14 protein-coding genes are annotated in these 15,501 nt (G+C 37.5%); 9 read left to right on the top strand and 5 right to left on the bottom strand.

Annotated elements, in window-relative coordinates:
• Positions 1–57: 57 nt before the first annotated feature.
• From rnd to tsaB, 6 genes are all read left to right on the top strand, one after another.
• A complete protein-coding gene (rnd, locus tag GM698_RS10485; protein ID WP_209289423.1) occupies positions 58–1,185 on the top strand; it encodes a ribonuclease D in 1,128 nt (375 codons plus the stop codon).
• A gap of 46 nt (positions 1,186–1,231) precedes the next feature.
• Complete coding sequence (gene lrp, locus GM698_RS10480; RefSeq protein WP_176808421.1) at positions 1,232–1,714, top strand: leucine-responsive transcriptional regulator Lrp; 483 nt, start codon at positions 1,232–1,234, stop codon at positions 1,712–1,714.
• A 10-nt stretch (positions 1,715–1,724) separates the two neighbouring features.
• A complete protein-coding gene (locus GM698_RS10475; protein ID WP_209289422.1) occupies positions 1,725–4,397 on the top strand; it encodes a DNA translocase FtsK 4TM domain-containing protein in 2,673 nt (890 codons plus the stop codon).
• 150 nt (positions 4,398–4,547) lie between these two features.
• Positions 4,548–5,390, top strand: coding sequence for a neutral zinc metallopeptidase (locus GM698_RS10470; RefSeq protein ID WP_176808423.1), 843 nt, complete (start codon positions 4,548–4,550; stop codon positions 5,388–5,390).
• A 79-nt stretch (positions 5,391–5,469) separates the two neighbouring features.
• Positions 5,470–6,558: a 3-deoxy-7-phosphoheptulonate synthase AroG gene (gene aroG, locus GM698_RS10465; RefSeq protein WP_209289421.1), complete on the top strand. Its 1,089-nt coding sequence runs from the start codon at positions 5,470–5,472 to the stop codon at positions 6,556–6,558.
• A gap of 69 nt (positions 6,559–6,627) precedes the next feature.
• Positions 6,628–7,320 carry a tRNA (adenosine(37)-N6)-threonylcarbamoyltransferase complex dimerization subunit type 1 TsaB gene (gene tsaB, locus GM698_RS10460; protein WP_209289812.1) on the top strand — a complete coding sequence of 231 codons (693 nt, stop codon included), beginning with the start codon at positions 6,628–6,630 and terminating at the stop codon, positions 7,318–7,320.
• Positions 7,321–7,396: 76 nt separating this feature from the next.
• On the opposite strand, the gene GM698_RS10455 is transcribed toward tsaB, so the two are convergent.
• Positions 7,397–7,978 carry a thymidine kinase gene (locus GM698_RS10455; protein ID WP_176808425.1) on the bottom strand — a complete coding sequence of 194 codons (582 nt, stop codon included), beginning with the start codon at positions 7,976–7,978 and terminating at the stop codon, positions 7,397–7,399.
• A 55-nt stretch (positions 7,979–8,033) separates the two neighbouring features.
• Positions 8,034–8,252 (bottom strand): cell division protein ZapB, encoded by a 219-nt coding sequence (gene zapB / locus GM698_RS10450; RefSeq protein ID WP_176808426.1) that lies wholly within the window; start codon positions 8,250–8,252, stop codon positions 8,034–8,036.
• Positions 8,253–8,444: 192 nt separating this feature from the next.
• On the opposite strand from zapB, the gene glpX reads away from it, so the two are divergent.
• Positions 8,445–9,464, top strand: a complete 1,020-nt coding sequence (gene glpX / locus GM698_RS10445) for a class II fructose-bisphosphatase (protein WP_159630213.1) — start codon at positions 8,445–8,447, stop codon at positions 9,462–9,464.
• Between the two features lie 48 nt (positions 9,465–9,512).
• On the opposite strand, the gene GM698_RS10440 is transcribed toward glpX, so the two are convergent.
• Positions 9,513–9,842: a transcriptional regulator gene (locus tag GM698_RS10440; RefSeq protein WP_176812558.1), complete on the bottom strand. Its 330-nt coding sequence runs from the start codon at positions 9,840–9,842 to the stop codon at positions 9,513–9,515.
• 234 nt (positions 9,843–10,076) lie between these two features.
• On the opposite strand from GM698_RS10440, the gene pepP reads away from it, so the two are divergent.
• Positions 10,077–11,378 carry a Xaa-Pro aminopeptidase gene (pepP, locus tag GM698_RS10435; RefSeq protein ID WP_209289420.1) on the top strand — a complete coding sequence of 434 codons (1,302 nt, stop codon included), beginning with the start codon at positions 10,077–10,079 and terminating at the stop codon, positions 11,376–11,378.
• A gap of 206 nt (positions 11,379–11,584) precedes the next feature.
• Positions 11,585–12,898 carry an amino-acid N-acetyltransferase gene (gene argA, locus GM698_RS10430; RefSeq protein ID WP_176812560.1) on the top strand — a complete coding sequence of 438 codons (1,314 nt, stop codon included), beginning with the start codon at positions 11,585–11,587 and terminating at the stop codon, positions 12,896–12,898.
• Positions 12,899–12,992: 94 nt separating this feature from the next.
• Here argA and ilvN read toward each other — a convergent pair whose 3' ends face one another.
• Entirely contained in the window at positions 12,993–13,484 is a 492-nt protein-coding gene (gene ilvN, locus GM698_RS10425) for an acetolactate synthase small subunit (protein ID WP_159630205.1), read from the bottom strand.
• Positions 13,477–15,198 carry an acetolactate synthase 3 large subunit gene (locus tag GM698_RS10420; RefSeq protein ID WP_209289419.1) on the bottom strand — a complete coding sequence of 574 codons (1,722 nt, stop codon included), beginning with the start codon at positions 15,196–15,198 and terminating at the stop codon, positions 13,477–13,479. Before GM698_RS10420 ends, ilvN begins: the two co-directional genes overlap by 8 nt.
• Positions 15,199–15,501 lie beyond the last annotated feature (303 nt).

Here is a 15,501-nt window from a genome sequence, read left to right as displayed (position 1 = left end):
TATAATGAGAAGCAGATCACATAATTATTTTATTCTTAAAAATGACGGAAAACGAATATGAAATCTTTAATTCGCTATAACTGGGTTGAAACAAACGAACAACTAACGAAAGTCTGCGAAGAGGCTAAAAAAGCAGATGCCGTAGCACTTGACACAGAATTTATCCGCACTCGCACCTATTACCCCATATTAGGTTTAATTCAGTTATATGATGGCAAACACCTTAGCCTAATTGATCCAACTACGATTTCTGATTTTTCACCCTTTGTATCCTTATTGGCAGATAAAAATACAGTAAAAGTGCTGCACGCCTGTAGTGAAGACTTAGAGGTTTTTAATCATCAATTCAAACAACTCCCTGAGCCCATACTGGATACACAAATTATGGCTGGTTTTGCGGGGGTTGGAATATCAATCGGTTTTGCAAAATTGGTTTCTCATTATTTAAATATTGAACTGGATAAAGCAGCTTCTCGCACAGATTGGCTTGCCCGCCCTTTAACTGATGAGCAATTGCAATATGCCGCAGCAGATGTGTGGTACTTATTACCGATTTATCAAAGGCTGACTGACACTTTAGCCAAAGGTAATTGGTTAAACGCGGTAGTAGAGGAATGTAGTGCAATCTCAGCTAAAATTACGCGATTTGAAGATAAAACGAAAGCGTATAAAAATATTGCTAATGCGTGGCGATTAAATCAGCAAGAATTAGCGATTTTGCAGATTTTAGCAAAATGGCGAATTGAGGAAGCTCAAAAACGCAACCTTGCATTAAATTTTGTGGTTAAGGAAGTAAATCTATTTCAAATTGCGAAGATACAACCAAAACATACGTCCCAATTATTAGAATTTATGCACCCAAATGAGGTTAGAATTCACGGTAAAAAAATTCTATGGTTAGTCGAACAGGGTAAGGCGGTTAAACCTGATGATTATCCTCAACCGATCAAACGTTTAGTGGACGAAAAAGGCTACAAATATAATATGCAGGCAATGTTGCAAAAATTAGCCGAAATTCGACCGCTTGATCTTGCCCCAGAGTTGATTGCGAGTAAACGTCAATTAAACCAACTCTTCAAATGGTTTATTGATGGAAAGCCACAAAACAAAATGCCAGAGCTGTTAGTGGGTTGGCGAACGCCGTTTGGCGAGCAACTATTATCCGTTTTATCGCAAAATTATTAGGACTATTTGTATTTGGCAAAGTATAATTGCCTAAAAAGGAGTAAATATGGAACATAAAAAACTACCTAAAGCACTAGATGCTATTGATTTAAGAATATTAAACGAATTACAGCGTAACGGAAAAATATCAAACATTGAGTTATCTAAACGTGTAGGGCTTTCGCCTACGCCTTGTTTAGAGCGAGTAAAACGCCTTGAAAAAAACAATGTGATTACAGGTTACAAAGCCTTATTGAACCCAGAGTTATTAGATGCCCCTTTATTGGTTATCGTAGAGATCACGCTTGTGCGTGGTAAGCCAGATGTATTTGAGGAATTTAATAAAGCGATTCAGCAACTAGATGAAATTCAAGAATGCCATTTAGTTTCGGGCGATTTCGATTATTTATTAAAAACCCGTGTGGCTGATATGGCCGCCTACCGCAAATTACTCGGTACAACTTTATTACGCTTGCCAGGTGTAAACGACACCAGAACCTATGTGGTAATGGAAGAAGTGAAACAAACCAACTATTTGTTGTTAAAGTAAGGAGAATTGAGTGATTGAGCAACTCAAACCACACTTAAAAGGTAAAGCTATACTGATGAAATTAGTGCTTTTATTAGCTTGCGTACTTGGTATTTATTTACTTATTGCATGGGTAAGTTATAGCCCATTGGATAATGCTTGGTCTACAGCAAGTACCTTTACTCCGACTACTTTAAATAAAGCAGGTAGTTTCGGTGCCTGGAGCATTGATATGCTTTATGCTATGTTTGGCAAGGTAACGGTATTAATACCTTTTGCATTAATTATTTCATCAATTTATATTTTAGGTATGGGCTTAAGTGGGGAAATGAAATGGAAAATCGTTTTCTTACGATTAGTAAGTTTTCTCTTACTATTAGTAGGGCTTTCAGCATTATTTAGTGTGCTTTTCTCAAATAGTACTTATTATCTTTCTGGTGGATTTGTTGGTGGTATTTGGCATTCTCTACTTTCTGAAACCTTAGGACAATTTGCCTCATTGCTGATTGCGATGATTTGTACCGTCATAGGTTTATATTTCTGTTCAGTTCAATCGCTATTACCTATCTTATCGCAATTCTATGATTGGGTAATGGCAAAGAAAGAAGAGCAACACTTTGATGAAATAACGCATAATTTGCAAAACGCAGAGCAAAATCAACCGCTTGTAGCAGATAAAGAGCAAGCCACGGCTGAAATTGAGGAAGAAAAACAGCCACAATTTACGGATATTTCTGCTTTCACTCGGCCAAATATTAGTGGTTTAAGACAAACTATGGCGGAAACACCTAATGATAGTGAAATGTATAATATTGAGCGAGATTTAGAGCTACCAACAATTAATATCAACGCTCAGTTTGAAACCACAAATGAAATTGTTGAAGAACAGGCTGAAGCGATGGATTATCGCACCCAACGTATTCAGATGGACGACGTTGAAATGCCAACGGTTCGTTTAAATAAAATAGTTGAAAATGAAATAGAGCCAACGATAACGCTTATAAATAAAGCGTCAAATGAAACTACGCGTGCTCAAATTTATGCTGAAAATAGTCTTGAGGAAGAGTATGCCGTTGAAGATGACATTAATGATACCCATGAAATGACGCCTGCATTTATGGTTACGCCACCTAAAATGATGAAAGAGGTTGCCGAGCAGACGAATTATCCCAAAGGCTATGGCGAAACCTTAATTCACCCACTGTTACAACGAAAAGTAAACATAGAAAAACCAACAACACCATTACCTACATTAGATTTGCTAGATAAAGCACCGATTCAAACACAACAAATTACCGAGCAAGAAATTCGTGATATTTCCGTGCGTTTAGAATCGGAATTAGCCAATTTTGGTGTAAAAGCAACCGTAGAAGATGTATTGGTTGGGCCAGTAGTGACTCGCTATGAAATTCAACCTGCAGCAGGCGTTAAAGCTGCCAAGATCACAAATTTAGCTAGTGATATTGCTCGTGCTTTAATGTTTAAAGCAATTCGTATCACAGAAGTTATTCCGAATAAACCTTATATGGGCATTGAAACGCCAAACAAATACCGTGAAACGGTTTGGTTGCGTGATGTGTTAGATAGCGATGAATTCCGTCATACTACCGCAACCCTACCAATGGCACTCGGTAAAGATATTAGCGGTAACCCTGTCGTGGTAGATATGGCGAAAATGCCACATTTATTAGTTGCAGGGCAAACAGGTGGTGGAAAATCGGTGGGGGTAAATACGATGATTTTAAGCCTCTTGTTTAAACTTTCTCCAGAACAAGTTCGCTTTATTATGATTGATCCTAAAGTGGTGGAACTTTCAATTTACAATGATATTCCTCACTTATTAACGCCAGTGGTAACCGATATGAAAAAGGCAGCAAATGCGTTACGTTGGGCAGTTGAGGAAATGGAACGCCGTTATATTTTAGTTAGCCATTTGCAGGTGCGTAATATAGAAGGTTACAATGCTAAAATAGATCAAGCAGCAACAATGAACTTGCCAATTCCCGATCCAACGTGGCGACCTGGTGATTCAATGGATAGTTTGCCTCCATCATTACAAAAATTGAGCTATATTGTCTTAATTGTTGATGAGTTCGCCGATTTAATGATGTCTGCTGGTAAGGAAGTAGAAGAGTACATTATGCGTATTGCACAAAAAGCAAGAGCAGTGGGCCTTCATTTAATTCTTGCAACACAGCGTCCTTCAACTGATGTGATTACAGGCGTAATCAAAGCAAATATTCCAAGCCGTATCGCCTTTACCGTCGCTAGCCAAATAGACTCGAGAACGATTTTAGATTCTGGCGGGGCTGAAGCATTATTAGGACGAGGCGATATGCTGTACTCTGGTGCAGGCAGCCCAGATATTATTCGAGTACACGGTGCGTTTATGAAAGATGATGAAGTACAACGTATAGCAGATAACTGGCGTGCCAGAGGCAAGCCAAATTATTTAGATAGCATCGTGGAATCAAAATCAGATGATAACGATACAAAAAATGATAATTCTGGGGGCGATTTAGATCCGCTATTTGATGAGGTAGTCGAATATATTATCGAAACGGGTTCTGTCTCTATCAGCAATATTCAACGCCGATTCGCAGTTGGTTTTAACCGAGCAGCCAGAATTGTAGATCAGATGGAAGCACAAGGGATTGTATCTGAACCTGGCAAAGGCGGAAAACGAGAAGTGCTTGCAAGATAATCAATAACAAGCGGTTAGATTTCATCAAAAGTTTGCAACTTTTAACCAAAATCTGACCGCTTGTTTTTTATTTCACTAAAATAAACCGTAGTATAAAAAGTGCTGTTGAGCTAAAATCAATCTAATTTTATGTTGAAATTGGGGAAAATTATGCGATTAGGTGATTTAAGACGCAGTAAAAATGTGGAAGACAGACGAGCGAGTGGCTCAGGGCGAATGTCTGTTGGGCGAGGTAAAGGCGGTATTCTTACCTTTATTATTGTACTAGTTGGGGCTTATTATGGCGTGGATTTAAGTGGATTAATGAGCGGGCAAGAGAGCTATCAACAAACTTCAAAGTTGGAGAGTAGTGAAGAAGCACACTTAGAAGAGCTATCTTCTAAAGTATTAGCCAGCACAGAAGATATTTGGGGTGAATACTTCAAACAAAATGGTATGGCTTACAAAGAGCCCACTTTAGTACTTTACCGTGGGGCAACTCAAACTGCTTGCGGTACAGGTCAATCTGCGATGGGGCCTTTTTACTGCCCTGTAGATCAAAAAGTCTATATAGATTTATCATTTTATGATGATATGCGTAAAAGACTTAAAGCATCAGGCGAATTTGCTTTTTCTTATGTGATTGCACACGAAGTAGGTCACCACGTTCAGAATTTATTAGGTATCACAAGTAAAACACAACGTGAACAGATGAGAGCAACATCTAAAGCGGCGGCTAACCAAATTTCAGTAAATGTGGAATTACAAGCAGACTGTTTTGCGGGTGTTTGGGGTCATCAACTGACTCAGCAAAACAGGCTAGAGCAAAGCGATATTGAAGATGCCTTTAATGCAGCACAAGCAGTAGGCGATGATAGATTACAACAGCAAAGTAGAGGCTATGTTGTGCCTGATAGCTTTACACACGGTTCATCCGCCCAGCGTCTAGCCTGGTTTAAAAAAGGATTAACAACAGGTAATCCGTCAGTTTGTAATACGTTTAAAAAAATATAAAAATACATTTGCAAAAATACTAATGCACTATTATGATAGTGCGGTTTTGTTGTAAATATAGAAATTAGAGAGTAAAAAAATGGCTTATACAGATACCAAAAATGACGATGTGAGAATTACCCATATTGAGGAATTATTACCGCCAGTTGCATTATTAGAGCGTTATCCTGCCAGTGATATAGCCGCAGCAACCGTTGAGCAAACTCGCAAGGCAATCCATAAAATTTTACACGGTGCAGATGACCGCTTATTGGTTGTCATCGGACCTTGCTCCATTCACGATCCAAATGCTGCATTGGAATATGCACAGAAAATTAAAGAGATACGTGCAAATCCTAAAATTAATCAACATTTAGAAGTAGTAATGCGTGTCTATTTTGAAAAACCGCGTACGACGGTAGGCTGGAAAGGCTTAATCAATGACCCATATTTGAATGAAACATATTCGTTAAATGATGGGTTACGCATTGCTCGTAAAGTTTTATCTGATATTAATGATTTAACCGTCCCCGCTGCTGGCGAGTTTTTAGATATGATCACTCCACAATATATGGCAGATTTTATGAGTTGGGGAGCAATTGGAGCAAGAACAACAGAATCACAAGTTCACCGTGAACTTGCTTCTGGTTTATCTTGTGCAGTTGGTTTTAAAAATGGCACAAATGGTAGCGTAAAAATTGCACTAGATGCCATTTCTTCAGCAAAATCACCACACCATTTCTTATCTGTTAATAAATTCGGGCATTCTGCTATTGTAACTACCGCAGGTAACCCAGATTGCCATATTATTTTACGTGGCGGAGATAAGGGCACTAACTACGATGCAACCTCTATTCAAGAGGCTTGTGTTGCTATCGAAAAATCAGGAGGATGCCCACACGTAATGGTTGATTTTAGTCACGCTAATAGCCAAAAACAATTTAAACGCCAAATGGACGTATGTGAAGATATCTGTAAACAAATTTCAGACGGTTCAGAATTTATTTCTGGGGTGATGATTGAAAGCCATTTAGTTGAAGGTCGTCAAGATTTAATTGAAGGAAAAGGTTTAGAGGCGTTAGTTTACGGGCAAAGCATTACCGATGGTTGTATTGGTTGGGAAGATAGCGAAAAAGCTCTATTTGCCTTAGCCGAAGCGGTAGAACAACGCCGTAAAAATCGCCCATAAAATTTCAATTTTCATCTAATTTTTATATAATGGCGTACGTTTAAACGTATGCCTTTTATTTTTAGAGAGATTATGACAACAATTCTTGCTTTAGATACTGCAACAGAAGCCTGTTCGGTTGCCTTACTTCATAATGAAAAAGTGTTCACACTTGATGAAATCAGCCCTCGCTCCCACACGCAACGTATTTTACCCATGGTGGATGAGTTACTCACTCAAGCTAATATTCAAATTAAAGACGTGAATTATTTAGTATTTGGGCGTGGTCCAGGTAGTTTTACTGGGGTAAGAGTAGGCGTAAGTGTTGCCCAAGGCTTGGCAATGGGGGCAAACTTGCCGGTCATTGCTATTTCCAATTTAAAAGCAATGGCAGAAGAAGCTTACCAAAAACTGGGGGCAGAAAACGTCATTGCCTTAATTGATGCTCGAATGAATGAAGTTTATTTTGCTCAATTTTCAAGAAATGGCGACAAGTGGACTGAAATCGTCACAGAACAAGTCTGCTCGCCAGAAGCGGCAATTCAACAATTTCAAATAACTGAAAATACCCTTGTCGTAGGCACAGGCTGGGCGGCTTATTCGCAATTTTCCGAGAAAAATCTACCGCTTGTAGTCAGTGAAATTACCTTACCTTCTAGCGAATATATGTTATCTCTTGCACAAACTGAAATTCAGCAAGGAAATATACAATCTGCCCTAGAAATAGAGCCTGTTTATTTAAGAAATGAAGTAACTTGGGAAAAATTACCCAATAAACGATAATGACAAGCGGTTAAATTTCTACATTTTTTTGCAATTTGCAAATTTTCAGAGAAATTTTTAACCGCTTGTTTATCTACTATAATTTACCCAATTTTTGCTTGTAGTGATAACGACAAACCGAGAGATATTTATCATTACCACCAATTTGGATTTGCTCGCCTTCTTTAATTGCATCGCCTTTCTCATTTAAGCGAATAACAAAATGGGCTTTTTTGCCACAATCACAGATGGTTTTAAGTTCTTCTAATTCATCTGCCCACGCCAATAAGTATTTACTGCCTTCAAATAATTCAGCTTGGAAATCGGTGCGTAGCCCGTAGCAGAGTACAGGAATGTTTAATTTATCAACCACATCACCTAATTGGTAAACTTGGGCCTTTGTTAAAAATTGTGCCTCATCAATTAAGATACAGTGTAACGTTTGATTGCTACAAGATTGTTTAATTTCTGTAAATAAATTCGTTTCAACATTAAATAATGTGGCTTCTTGTGAAATGCCGATGCGTGAGCTGACTTTTCCGACACCAAAACGGTCATCAATTGCAGCAGTATAAACTAACGTATTCATACCGCGCTCTTGGTAATTATAAGAAGATTGAAGTAGCGTGGTTGATTTTCCTGCATTCATTGATGAGTAGTAAAAATAGAGCTTTGCCATAATATATAAAACAATAAAAAAACGGCTAACAATTTAGCCGTTCGCGGATTAAAAATTAAACGTTATCAATTTGACCTAGAAGTGAACGTAAACGCTCTTGGAAGTTTTGCTGTTCAACTTTTAATTGCTCGTATTCGTGACGTAATGTTTCGTTTTCTTGCTTAGCCGCATCATTTTTGCCTTTTAATTCTTCTACTTCTAATTGAAGTAATTGAATTGTTTCAACAGCTTGTTTAATTTTCTCTTCTAATTGATCTAAAACCGATAATGACATAATAAATTCCCTCTAAAATATTTAAAATTGCGAAGATTATACTCTAAATCTGACCTTATTTTTATAAAAAAGTTTGCCTATTTATGAATTTCTATTCAAATGATGATTTTTTAGTAACATCGCTTCTTAGTTGCTGATAAAATACAGCTTCTCTTCTTTTAAAGTTTTTCTTTCAAGAAACTAAGGAATAAAATGAAACGAACTCTTTCTTTTGAATTTTCTCGTGTAACAGAAGCTGCTGCACTTGCGGCATATTCTTGGCTTGGGCGTGGTAATAAACATTCGGCAGATGAAGCGGCAGTTAAAGCTATGCGTTTTATGCTTAATCAAATGGCAATACGAGGCGAAGTCGTGATTGGTGAGGGAGAAATTGATGAAGCACCAATGCTGTATATTGGCGAAAAAATTGGTTTATCTCGTCTTGAAGATGATGAAATCAGTATTGCAGTTGATCCGATTGATGGTACACGAATGACTGCAATGGGGCAGGCGAATGCACTTTCTGTTCTTGCGGCAGGAGGGAAAGAAACATTCTTAAAAGCCCCTGATATGTATATGGAAAAATTAGTCGTTGGTCCTGAATGTAAAGGAATGATTGATTTAAATTTGCCACTGGAACAAAACCTTCGTCGAATTGCTTCTAAAAAAGGAAAACTACTTTCTCAATTAACGATTGCTATTTTAGCTAAACCTCGACACGAGCAGATTATTGCGGACGTACAAAAGCTCGGGGTTAGAGTGATAGCAATTCCAGATGGTGATGTTGCAGCAGCCGTGCAATGTTGTTTACCCGATAACGAACTTGATTTGCTTTACGGTATCGGTGGAGCACCTGAAGGGGTTGTAGCAGGTGCAGCCATTCGGGCATTAGGCGGTGATATGAATGCAAAACTGATTCCTCGTAATCAAGTAAAAGGGAATAGTCCTGAGCATTTAACAGCGACTGAAAAAGAGATTTCTCGCTGTAAAGAAATGAATGTGCCAATTAACACGGTACTAAAATTAGAAGAGTTGGTGCGTGATGATAATATCGTTTTTGTTGCAACGGGAATCACATCTGGCGATTTACTCAACGGTATTAAACGTAGAAGCAATATTGCCAGCACAGAAACTTTGTTAATTCGCGGTAAATCAAGAACTATCCGTAGAATTCAATCTCATCATTATATTGATCGTAAAGATAATGAATTACTTTCATTAATGGATTTATAAACTTTTCTATCAAATCGGGCAATGCCCGATTTTACTTTCACTACAGCGTCACGATTCTTCTGATTTATGAGTATTAATTGCACATAAATTAAATCCTAATGTTTCCGCTACCACGTAAACCGTCTGAAATTTGACTTGGCTTGGATCTTTAAATAAACGTTTAAGGGTAGAGCTAGAAACCCCTGTTTGCATTTCAAGTGTAATAAGCTCAATCCCTAATAATTTTCTTTGAGCATTTAATTGCTTCCCGAAATCGACCAAATCATTAATTTTATTCTTTTCAAATAATTTCTGCTCTTCTTGCTCTTGCTTTAATGCTTGTTTTCTTAATTGGTTTAACTGGTTAATTTGATTTTGTAATTCTACTGAAAGTTTCATTATTTTTCCTTTGTAATCTTGATGGTTTGTTTTTGGCTTATTTTTCTGTTTGTTTTGATGTTTAAGGTCATTTGTGGTTTATTTTATTTTTATTGTTCGTATGTGAGCTAAATTTTATTTTTATAAGATGTGGTGGTGTCAATTATAAACTTTGTAAAGATTGAAGCCAATTAAAAATATCGCATCGCTTGTGTTAAAATATGAAATACTAAAAGAAAATAAACAGGATAATGTATGGATCTCTCCTATTTGGCAAAAATGCCACAAGAAGAATTTACGGCTCGTCGTGAGCGTATTTTAGAGCAAATGCAAGATAATTCAGCGTTGTTAATTTTTACGGAATCAGAAAAACGCCGTAATAGTGATTGTGATTATTTATTCAGACCTGATAGTTATTTCTGGTATTTAACAGGATTTGCAGAACCTCAATCAGCAATATTATTGGTGAAACAAACAAATAAAACAGAAAGTATTATTTTTGTTCGTAAAAAAGATCCATTAATGGAAACGTGGAATGGAAAACGATTAGGTGTTGAAGATGCCCCTAAAACGTTACAGTTTAACGAAGCATTTGATATAGAAGAAATTAAAACTGTTCTTGCAAAAAAATTAGCCAATTTGACCGCTTGTTATTACGTAAGAGACTTGCAGAAGTGGGGAGATGATGTATTAGATGAAATTGCAGCAAATAATCATAAAATACCGACTTTGATTGATTGGCAACCAATATTATCTGAAATGCGATTAATTAAGTCAGAATTTGAAATTGCACTTATTCAACAGGCTTGTCATATTTCTTCAATGGCACATATTCGAGCGATGAAGCAAACTCGCCCTAATCGTTATGAGTTGGAAATTGAAGGTGAGATGTTGCACGAATTTACTCGCTTTGGGGCAAGATTTCCTGCTTATAACCCCATTGTTGCAAGCGGAGAAAATGCTTGTATTCTGCATTATAATGAAAATGATGGCATACTAAAAAATGGAGATTTATTGCTGATTGATGCAGGTGCAGAATTTGCCTATTATGCAGGCGATATTACTCGAACCTTTCCGATAAGTGGTCAATTTTCTGAACCACAAAAAGAACTATATGAATTAACTTTGATGATGTTACAAGAGGCTACAAAGCTACTTGTACCACAAAGTTCTATTAAAGCAGCGAATGACAAAGCGGTACAGATTCTAACCGAAGGTCTGGTGCGTTTAGGCATTCTAAAAGGCAATGTGACGGATCTGATTGAACAAAAAGCGTATCGTCAATTTTATATGCACGGTTTAGGTCATTGGTTAGGGCTAGATGTGCATGATGTTGGAGATTATGGTGCAGAGCGTAATCGCCCATTGCAAATTGGTATGGTGCTTACAGTTGAGCCTGGCATTTATATTTCAACAGAAGCAGATGTCCCCGAACAGTATAAGGGCATTGGTATCCGAATTGAGGATAACTTGCTGATTACCGAATATGGTAATAAAAATCTAACCAGTGGCTGTCCAAAAGACATTGCTGATATTGAGCAGCTGATGCAATCATAAATTTGCAATATTATTTTAAAAAATAACCGCTTGTTTGATATTCTTCTTAATTTGCTTAAGCCTGAGAGTAACAAGTTAAAGTAAGTAAAGCCCTGATATTAACAAATGGTTTTTGTTTTATGCAGAAAATATGATTAATTATGCAATTTAATGGTTGCGGATTTTTCTAAAAAAGCTAATATAATTGATATTATTAAGAGGGAATTATGCGTAACACAGAATTAGCTTTAGCCCAATGGTTTAGACAATCTACGCCCTATGTGAATATGCACAGAGGGAAAACCTTTGTTATTATGCTTGATGGCGATGTGATAGAAAGTCCAAACTTTATCAACATTATTAATGATATTAGTCTATTACATAGTTTAAATATTAAGTTAGTGATTGTATTTGGTGCAAGACCACAAATTAATATGCTTTTAAAACAAAATAGTATTGAGCCTGAATATTACAACAATATTCGGATCACAAACCCACAATCACTAGATTATGTGAAACAAGCGGTGGGGAAGGTTCATTATGATTTGTTTGCTCGCCTTTCACTGCGTTTACCGCATTCAGATGTGATTAATGTAGTGAGTGGTAATATGATTTTAGCCCAGCCAATAGGCGTAGTTGATGGCGTGGATTATGCCTTAAGCGGTAAAATTCGCCGCATTAATGTAGAAAGTATCAAGCAGCAACTTTCACAAAATTCAATAGTATTACTTGGGCCTATTGCCCCTTCCGTAACAGGGGAAATGTTTAATTTACCGTTTGAAGATATTGCTACTCAAGTTGCGATTAAGCTAAGAGCAGATAAATTAATCGGGTTTTGTGAAGAGCAAGGTATTTTAGATGAAGCTGGTAATGTGATTTCCGATATTTTTCCGCAAGAAGCTCAAAAAGTGCTAAATAATTTAATTGAGCAAGGGCAGTACCACACTTCAAAAGCCCGTTTTTTACAGGCAGCGATTAGTGTCTGTAGAGAAGGGATAAAACGTTCACATTTGCTAAGTTACAAAGAAGATGGTTCGCTCCTGCAAGAATTATTCTCTCGTGATGGTATTGGTACACAGTTCTCTATGGAAAACTCAGAAAATATTCGTATTGCTAACTCAAGCGATATTCCAGGATTACTTGATTTAATTCACCCACTTGAACAACAAGGTATTCTAGTTAAACGTTCTCGTGAACAATTAGAAATGGAAATTGCCAATTATACGATTATTGAGCGTGATGGCGTGGTGATTGCGTGTGCGGCATTAAATGTCTATCCAGAAGAAAAAATGGCGGAAATGGCGTGTGTGGCAGTGCATCCTGATTATCGGGATTCCTCAAGAGGCGATGTCTTGCTCGAAAACATTTGCAAACGAGCAGAGCAGTTAGGCGTGGAAAAACTCTTTGTGCTAACCACCCGAACCACGCAATGGTTCCAAGAGCGTGGCTTTAGATTGGCAGACGCCCAAGATCTACCACGTTATAAGCGAGAAAATTATAACTACCAACGCCGTTCCAAAGTGTTGATTTTGACACTCTAATCGCGTTGTAACTTTGTCTTATGAAATAATGGGTAAAAAAATCCGCCTTTTTTAAAAGAGGCGGATTTGCAATTTTTAGCGGAAATTTAACCGCTTACAAGGCGTTTTTCTCACCACGAGAGAGGCTAATTACACCTGAGCGGACGATTTCAACGATAGATGTTTCTTCTTTCACCGCTTCAATGAAGGCATTCAGTTTCTCGCTTGAGCCAGCTAATTGAATGGTGTAGAGCTTCGGCGTTAAATCCACAATTTGCCCACGGTAAATATCTACCATACGTTTTAATTCATCACGAGATGAGCCTGTTGCACGCACTTTTACTAACAGCACCTCACGTTCAACGTGTTCGTAAGCACTTAGGTTACTCACTTTAAACACATCAACTAATTTGTGTAATTGCTTTTCTATTTGTTCTAAAACTTGCTCTTCACCTTGAGCAACAATCGTCATTCTTGAAAGGCTTGGGTCATCAGTGGGGGCAACGGTTAAACTTTCAATGTTAAAGCCACGTTGTGAGAAAAGGGCAACCACACGAGATAAAGCACCTGACTCATTCTCTAATAATACTGCTAATGTTCTACGCATCTGTTCTCTCCGTTTTACTTAACATCATTTCATTCATTGCACCGCCACGAATTTGCATTGGGTAAACGTGCTCCGTTTCGTCAATTAATACATCGACAAAAACTAATTTATCTTTGATAGAAAAGGCTTCTGTTAATTTTGCTTCAAGCTCGGAAGGGTGATCAATTTGAATGCCAATATGGCCATAAGCTTCAGCTAATTTAGCGAAGTTTGGTAGTGAATTCATATACACCTGTGAATGGCGGCCAGAGTAGATAATGTCTTGCCACTGTTTCACCATACCTAAGAAACGGTTATTAAGGCTTATAATCACAACTGGCGTATCATATTGTTTTGCGGTAGAAAGCTCTTGGATATTCATTTGAATACTGCCATCACCTGTTACACACACAACCGTTGCTTCTGGGTGAGCAAATTTCACCCCCATTGCTGCGGGTAATCCAAAGCCCATTGTGCCAGCACCGCCTGAGTTGATCCAACGGCGTGGCTTGTCAAAACCATAATGTAGTGCCGCAAACATTTGATGTTGTCCAACGTCTGAAGCAACATAAGCCTCGCCATTAGTGAGCTTGTGGATCATCTTAATAACTTGTTGTGGCTTGATCACTTCTGAGCTTTCTTCAAAAGCTAAGCAATTACGGGCTTTCCACTCATCAATTTGTTGCCACCAAGCGGTCAAATCTGTCTGACTTTTTGTAAGGCTTTCATCGCCAAGTAACGATAAAAACTCATCCATCACATTTTTTGCACTGCCTACAATTGGAATATAAGCTGCGACGGTTTTAGAAATAGAAGCAGGATCAATATCAACGTGAATAACTTTAGCATTCGGGCAGTATTTGGCTAAATTATTTGTTGTACGATCATCAAAACGAACACCAATGCCTAAAATCAAATCACTTTCGTGCATAGCATTATTGGCTTCATAAGTTCCGTGCATACCCAGCATTCCTAAAAATTGCTTATCAGAAGCAGGATAGGCCCCCAATCCCATCAATGAAGTCGTAACAGGAAGATTTAATTTTTGAGCAAATTCAGTTAATTCCGCAGAACACTCAGCATTAATCACGCCACCACCGATATAGAGAATAGGCTTTTTGGCTACTAACAAGGCTTTTAATGCTTTTTTAATTTGCCCTTTATGACCTTGTACTGTTGGATTGTATGAACGCATTGCGACGGTTTTGGGATATTCATACGGATATTTATTTAATGGATTGACCATATCTTTTGGAATATCAATAACCACTGGGCCAGGGCGGCCACTTGAAGCAATATAGAATGCTTTTTTGATGATGTGTGGAATATCTTCGGTATTTTTTACCAAGAAGCTGTGTTTTACCACAGGGCGAGAGATACCTATCATATCACTCTCTTGGAAAGCATCGCTGCCAATAAGACTTGATGGAACTTGCCCTGATAAAATCACCATTGGGATAGAATCAGTATAAGCTGTTAAGATACCAGTAATGGTATTTGTTGCTCCAGGTCCTGAAGTCACTAATACACAACCAACTTTACCCGTAGAACGAGCATAGCCATCTGCCATATGCACAGCGGCTTGTTCGTGTCGAACTAAAACGTGGTTTAAGCCAAGTGTATGAATAGCATCATAAATATCTAATACAGATCCACCTGGATAACCGAAAACGTATTCAACGCCTTCATCTTTAAGGGACTGTACAACCATTTCTGCACCAGAAAGTTTTTTCATTAAATCCTCCAACCAAAAAATGCTGTTTAATTGGTTGGATTGTGCAGGAATTTTTTATGGCTGTCTAGTGGTGTTTTTTGAATCAAGCTTAAACTAATATGGTTTTATTTTCTAAAAATATAAAAAATTTAGATTTTTATAAAGATAATTTAAATTAAATTTGGGTTTTTGATTTTATATTCTATATTTTATACTTTTGTCAAAATTTAAAACTTTTATTGCTAAAATTGTTTTTCGGGTAAAAAATAGCCATTTTAATAATTTTAAATTTTGCAAAAAAATAACAGAATATGACCGCTTGTA

Source organism: Mannheimia sp. ZY171111 (assembly GCF_017750945.1).
GTDB classification, from domain to species: Bacteria; Pseudomonadota; Gammaproteobacteria; order Enterobacterales; family Pasteurellaceae; genus Mannheimia; species Mannheimia pernigra.
This window is presented reverse-complemented; position numbering and strand designations above follow the sequence as displayed.